This window comes from Inquilinus sp. (genome assembly GCF_057815775.1).
In genome coordinates, this window is the sequence record NZ_JBYRFX010001020.1 from 1 (window position 1) to 5,957 (window position 5,957).

Annotated in this window: 8 protein-coding genes; all 8 read right to left on the reverse strand. The window is 68.7% G+C overall.

Annotated features, from left to right (window positions below; genetic code table 11):
- Positions 1 to 337 (reverse strand): ROK family protein (locus AC3XYG_RS36470; RefSeq protein WP_489144800.1); only part of this gene is annotated, 337 nt, incomplete at its 3' end.
- A gap of 7 nt (positions 338 to 344) precedes the next feature.
- On the reverse strand, positions 345 to 1,190 hold the full coding sequence (locus tag AC3XYG_RS36475; protein WP_489144801.1) for a MurR/RpiR family transcriptional regulator: 846 nt from the start codon (positions 1,188 to 1,190) through the stop codon (positions 345 to 347).
- A 3-nt stretch (positions 1,191 to 1,193) separates the two neighbouring features.
- Positions 1,194 to 2,015, reverse strand: coding sequence for a carbohydrate ABC transporter permease (locus AC3XYG_RS36480; RefSeq protein WP_489144802.1), 822 nt, complete (start codon positions 2,013 to 2,015; stop codon positions 1,194 to 1,196).
- A complete protein-coding gene (locus AC3XYG_RS36485; protein ID WP_489144803.1) occupies positions 2,012 to 2,911 on the reverse strand; it encodes a carbohydrate ABC transporter permease in 900 nt (299 codons plus the stop codon). Before AC3XYG_RS36485 ends, AC3XYG_RS36480 begins: the two co-directional genes overlap by 4 nt.
- On the reverse strand, positions 2,911 to 4,242 hold the full coding sequence (locus tag AC3XYG_RS36490) for an ABC transporter substrate-binding protein (RefSeq protein ID WP_489144804.1): 1,332 nt from the start codon (positions 4,240 to 4,242) through the stop codon (positions 2,911 to 2,913). The genes AC3XYG_RS36485 and AC3XYG_RS36490 overlap by 1 nt, the downstream gene beginning before the upstream one ends.
- 37 nt (positions 4,243 to 4,279) lie before the next feature.
- Positions 4,280 to 4,972, reverse strand: a complete 693-nt coding sequence (locus AC3XYG_RS36495; protein ID WP_489144805.1) for an N-acetylmannosamine-6-phosphate 2-epimerase — start codon at positions 4,970 to 4,972, stop codon at positions 4,280 to 4,282.
- Positions 4,973 to 5,107: 135 nt separating this feature from the next.
- Complete coding sequence (locus tag AC3XYG_RS36500; RefSeq protein WP_489144806.1) at positions 5,108 to 5,347, reverse strand: hypothetical protein; 240 nt, start codon at positions 5,345 to 5,347, stop codon at positions 5,108 to 5,110.
- 134 nt (positions 5,348 to 5,481) lie between these two features.
- On the reverse strand, positions 5,482 to 5,957 hold a 476-nt coding region (locus AC3XYG_RS36505), incomplete at its 5' end, for an autotransporter outer membrane beta-barrel domain-containing protein (RefSeq protein ID WP_489144807.1).

Sequence of the window (5,957 nt, forward strand, 5' to 3'; positions counted from 1 at the left end):
CCCAGGCCGCCGCCTGGGCGTCGTTGACCCCACGCACCGGGACGCCGAGCCGGTGCTGCAGCGCCGCGACCAGGGGCGAGTCCGGCGGCACCGGCAGCGTGCCCGGGTTGGTGGCGGTCAACCTGCCGTCCCGCACCAGCCCGGTGGTGGCAACGCCGACCGGCCCGTCGGCCCAGCCCGCCACCAGGGCGGCGATGGCCCCGATCAGGCTCTCGAACCGGCCGTCGCGCGGCGTCGGCATCTGGCGCCGCTCCAGCACCCGGGCGCCGGCGACCCGGGCCGCGGCGATCTTGGTGCCGCCGAGATCGACGACGGTTGCCGGCCGATCGACAGCCACGGCCCCCTCAGTAGCCACGATCGGTCACGCTCTGCGCCGTGCGGCGGATGGCGTCGCGGGCGCCGGGGTCACGGTCGGCGATGGTCTCGAACAGCATGTCGACGATCACCAGCTGGCTGATCTTCGACGCCAGCGCGCCGCCGGTCAGCGGCGTCTCCGGCGCCGAGGCTTGCAGCACCACATCGGCCAGCGCGGTCAGCGGGCTCTTGGTCCGGTTGGTGATCGCGGCCAGGAAGGCGCCGCCCTCACGCGACAGCGTGGCCGCGCGGACGGTGTCGAGGGTCGAGCCGGAGCTGGAGACTGCCAGCGCCACGTCGCCGGCCCGCAGCCCCGAGGCCGCCATCGCCGCCATGTGCGGGTCGTCATGCACGACCGCGTGCAGGCCCAGCCGGGCCAGCTTGTACTGGGCGTAGCGGGCGCTGATCGCCGAGGCACCGACGCCGAACACCAGCACCCGCCGGGCGCCGAGCAGCCGTTCGGCCACCACCACGACCGCGGCCGGGTCGAGAAGGTCCTCGATCTCGCGCAGCGCGTCGGCGGCGCGGTCGACGATGCGGAACAACGCGTGCCGGCCCGCCTCCTCCGCCCGTGCCGGCTGGGCCGAGGCCAGTTCGGTCGCCAGCGCCAGCTTGAAGCCCTGGAAGCTGGGGAAACCCTGTTCGCGGCAGAACCGGATCACCGAGGCCTCGGAGGAGCCGGAGGTGTCGGCCAGCTCGGTCACGGTCTGGCTCAGCACCCGCTCCGGCCCCTCCAGCACGGTGTCGCCGATGCGGGCCAGCGCCGGCGACAGGCCGGGCAGCGCGGCGCGCAGGCTGGCCAGCACCTTCCGTCCGATGGTCGAGGTCTCGCTCATGCCCTATCCCTTCACCGCACCGGCCAGCATCGCACGGCCGAGATAACGGTAGCTGACCAGCCCGAGCAAGAGCGGCGGCAGCACGCTAAGCATCATCGCCGCCGCCGTCGCCCCCCACTTCACCCCCCAGGAGGTGATGAAGAAGGTGGCGCCGACCGTCACCGGCACCGCGTTGCGGGTGGTCAGGATCAGGCCGAACAGGAACTCGTTCCAGCTGTAGATGAAGCTGAGGATGGCGACCGCCACCAGCACCGGCCGGGCCAGCGGCAACACGATGTGGCGCAGCACGGCGAAGGTCGAGGCGCCATCGACCCGCGCCGCCTCCTCGATCTCCTGCGGCAAATCCTGCAGGAAACCGACCAGCAGGATCAGGGCCAGCGGCAGGTTGATGATGCAGGAGATCAGGGAGAGGCCGAGCCGGGTGTCGAGCAGCCCGACCGCCTGGTACAGCAGGTAGAACGGGATGGCGAAGATCACCAGCGGCAGGGCGCGCAGGTTGGTGACGACTGGCAGCACCGTCCGCGCGCCCTTCCCCAGCTTCGCCATGGCGTAGGCGGCTGGCACGCCGAGCACGAGCGCCAGCACGGTGCCGCCGAGCGCAATCACGGTCGAGTTCAGAAGGTAGCGCGGAAAGTCCAGCGTCGGGTCGGTCAGCACCGCGACGTAGTGCTCCACGGTCGGGGCGAACAGCCAGACCGGCGGGTAGGCGTTGATGTCGAGCGTGGTCTTCAGCGAGGTCAGCAGGGTGACGATGACGGGGATGTTGAGGATGAAGATGGCGATGGCGAACACCGCCCAGCGCAGAACGCCGCCCAATCGCGTCATCGCCGGGATCCCTTCAGCATCTGCGCCATCAGCAGGCGCAGCAGCACGATGGAGGCCACCAGCAGCAGCATCGAGGCGGCGACGGCCGGGCCGATCCGCTCCTGCTGGAAGAAGGTGCGATAGATGTAGATCGACAGGCTCTGCGTCAGCGTGCCCGGGCCGCCGCCGGTCAGCACATAGATGTGGTCGAACACCCGGAAGCTGTCGATGAAGCGGATGAACCCGGTGATCGCCAGCGCCGGCACCATCAGCGGCAGGATGATGTGGCGGAACACCGCCCAGGATCCGGCGCCGTCGATCCGCGCCGCCTCGACCAAGTCCCCCGGGATCGCCTGGTAGGCGGTCAGCAGCGCCAGGAAGGCGAAGGGCGTCCATTGCAGCACCTCGATCACCGCGACGGTGGTGAAGGCCCAATCGACGCCCAGCAGATTGTCGTTGAAGCCCAGCATCTGCAGGTATTGCGGGATCACGCCGACGAAGTCGTTCAGCATCAGCCGGTACATCACGCCCAGCAGCGCCGGCGACACCATCATCGGCAGCAGCAGGAACGCCATCAGCCAGCGCCGTTTCGCGATCAGCGGGTCGAGCGCCAGCACCAGGGCGAAGCCGAGCAGCAACTGCGCCGCGGTGACCACCACAGCGAAGCGGGCGGAAAAGCCGACGGCGGCCCAGAAGGCCGGGTCGGCCAGCACCGCGGCATAGTTGTCGAGCCCGACCCAGCGCGGCGACCAGAGATTGGTGAAGCGCACCTCGCTGACACTGTAGACGAGATCGACAACCGCCGGGAAACCGAGCAAAGCGGTGAGGAAGAGCAGCAGCGGCCCGAGCAGCCACAGCCCGTCCCAGCGGCCTTCATAGGGTCGGCGCCCGCCCCTGGCCGTCGCGGTCGACACCATCAGCCCTTGATCCGATCGGCCATGCCCTCGGCCGCCTGCTTCAGCGCGGTGTCGAGATCGATCTGCCCGGCCCAAAAGGCGGAAAATTTCTCGGCCAGCACCTCGTAGACCGGCACGGCGTAGGCGGCGGTGCCGCCGGAGATGACGAAGCCGTAGCGGCCGACATGGTCGCCGACCAGCGGGAATTCCGGCCGCGTCCCAGCCATTGCCTTCAGGATCTCCGGCACCGGCGGGGTGCCGCCGGCCTGGGCGTAGACGGTCATCGCATCCCGCGTCGCCAGCCAGGACAGGAAGCGGCCGGCCTCATCTTTGTTCTTCGACGCCTTGTTCAGCCCGATGCCGAGGGAATGGACGTGGCTCTTGTGCCCGGCACTGCCCGCCGGCAGCGGGGCGAGGCCAACCTTGCCGGCCACGGTGGGCGATTTCGCCGGGTCGTTCAGCTCATTGAAGGCGGCGCTCCATTGCAGCATGGTCGCGGCTTGGCCGGCCTGGAAGGCGGCGTTGGCTTCCGGATACTCGTAGCTGATCGACCCGGGCGGCGTGGCCCGGTCGTCGATCAGGGTCTTGTAGATCTGCAGCCCGGTCCGCGCGGCGTCGCTGTCGATCGCTGGCTTGCCGTCCGCGCCCAACCAATTGCCGCCATTCGACACCAGCGTCGCCTGCCACAGCATGACGTTGAAGATCAGGTTCTTCATCTGCAGCACGGTGCCGAAGCGGGTCGGGCTGTCGGCATTGTCGGCGGCACTGAAGAACAGGGCGGTGGCGATCCAGTCGTCCCAGGTCCAGTCATCCGGGGATTTCGGCTGCAGGTCCCGGCCCAGCTTCTCCCGGGCGATCTCGGCATACCGCTTCTGCCAGTCGGGGTCCGACAGCAGCTTGTCGACCAGGTCCTTGCGGTAATAGAGGAAGTGCACCGAGATATCGGTCGGCACCCCGTACAGCTTGCCGTCCAGGGTCAGCGAGTCCAGCGCCACCGGCGCGAATTCCGCCCTGGCCGCCGCCGGGACCTGCGCGTCGACCGGGTCGAGATAGGGGGCGTAGCGACCGAGGGTGTAGGTGGTGACCAGCGCCACGTCGAATTCGCTGGATCCGGCGGCGAGGTCCGCCAACTCCTTCTCGAAGTAGCCCTGGCGGCTGAACAGGAGCTGCTTGACGGTGATGCCGTCGGTCTTGCCCGGCCCGTCATTGTAGGCGTCGACCACCTTCTGCATCGCCTCGCTCTCCGGCCCCGGCCAGAACAGCAGCGTCACCTCGCCCGCCATGGCGGCACCGGCCGCGAGCAGCACCGGCAGGGCGAGCCCGGCCAGCAGCGTCTTGCGCAGGATCTTCATTGTCGTCGCCCCCTGTTTTTGAGTGTCGGACATCCGGTCAGCCGGTGCCGATCGCATCGAGGAACCACCGGGTGACATGCTCCGGCCGGGTGATGGCCGAGCCGGCGACCACCGCATGCGCCCCCGCGGCCAGTGCCGCCGCCGCCTGCTGCGGCGTCCGCACATTGCCTTCGGCGATGACGGTGAAGCCGTCGGCGGCCAGCGCCGCGACCAGAACCAGGTCCGGCGCGGTCGGCTCCGGCCCGGCGACGTAGCCGGACAGGGTCGAGGCGACGATGTCGGCACCGGCCGCGGCGGCCGCCCGCCCCTCGGCCCGGGTCGAGACGTCGGCCATGGCAATGCGGCCATGGCCGTGGATGCGGTCGATCATCTCCGCCACCGGCACCGGCCGCGGCCGATCGGTGGCGTCGAAGGCGATGATCGGGGCGCCAGCGGCCGCCAGCGCGTCGATATCGGCCAGGTGCGGTGTGATGCGCACCGGACTATCTGCCAGGTCGGTCTTGACGATTCCGATCACCGGCACGTCGACGGCGCAACAGACCGCGGCGACGCGCTCCACCCCTTCGATCCGCAGTCCAGCGGCGCCGGTGCCGGCCACGGCCTGCGCCAACGCCAGCACGATGTCTGTGCGATCGAGCGGCCCGCCGGCGACCGGCTGGCAGGAAACAATCAGCCGACCGCACAGGCGATCGAGGACGGCGAAAAGACGGGCGGAGGCGGCATCGGTCATGGCACCATGCTATGGTGATGTATTTTTTTATCAACTATAATTTCTGGATGAAAATTTCCTTCATACTCTATCGGCACCCACCAGAGGCATGCCTGCAACCACGGCATCGGCATCCCTGTCGGCTGATATCGATGGTCACGGAGCCGACATCTCCGGCAGTGTGCCGACGGCAACGATGTGCGTTTCCTGATAAGGGCTTATCTCGTTGACGTTGAACAACCTGATCGTCAGCGCCCCGGCCCATCGGAAGGCGTGGCGGATGATCTGGATGAAGACTGCGGCTGACAATCCGAGGCGGCTTTTCTCGCCGGCACATGACGCGTCAGTGCCATGTCCGGACAGAGCTTCGGCGTCCCCAAAGCGGATGTACGGCAAAGTGACGATCAGGGCACGCGACAGAACGGGCTGGATACCAGGAACGCACGGTCAGTCGCGTTCAGCCACCACCTCTGGTCGTCGTGAAATTCTGTTTCAGCCTCCAGCCTGCGCCACGGTTCCGATGCAAGGGTTCAAAACCGATAGGCCAGCCGCCCCAATCCGGCATGGGAGGTATAGCCGTCGCCGACCTCGGCGTTGTACTGGAGCCGGAAGTCCCAGCTCGCGCTGCTCAGCACCTCGGCGCCGACCGTGAACTTACCCAGCACGTCCGGGATGGGTGTCGTGGCGCGGAAGCCATGGCTTCCCGGCTGATCGGCAAACCGCGCTGTCGCCGCCCAGTCGCCATTGGCGTTCAGTTCGATGCCCGCGCTGGCGAACGGGCGCAGCACCGCGGTCCCGCCGAGGGGGATGCGCCCGCCCACCTCCACCGCGGGAATCGCCGCGAAGGCCGTGGCGCCCTCGGATTCGACGGCGAGGTCGAACGGGCCGGCCCCGGTTTCGGTGTAGCCGTTGCCATGCACATAGGTCAGGTGCAGGTCGATGCGGGGCTGCACGTACCAGTCCGCGATCGGCGCCTGGTAGGCGAAGCGCGCATGGGCGCCGACAT

Coding starts and splice junctions, on each gene's coding strand:
- AC3XYG_RS36475 (WP_489144801.1), bottom strand. CDS start 1,190: ATGAGCGAGACCTCGACCATCGGACGGAAGGTGCTGGCCAGCCTGCGC.
- AC3XYG_RS36480 (WP_489144802.1), bottom strand. CDS start 2,015: ATGACGCGATTGGGCGGCGTTCTGCGCTGGGCGGTGTTCGCCATCGCC.
- AC3XYG_RS36485 (WP_489144803.1), bottom strand. CDS start 2,911: ATGGTGTCGACCGCGACGGCCAGGGGCGGGCGCCGACCCTATGAAGGC.
- AC3XYG_RS36490 (WP_489144804.1), bottom strand. CDS start 4,242: ATGAAGATCCTGCGCAAGACGCTGCTGGCCGGGCTCGCCCTGCCGGTG.
- AC3XYG_RS36495 (WP_489144805.1), bottom strand. CDS start 4,972: ATGACCGATGCCGCCTCCGCCCGTCTTTTCGCCGTCCTCGATCGCCTG.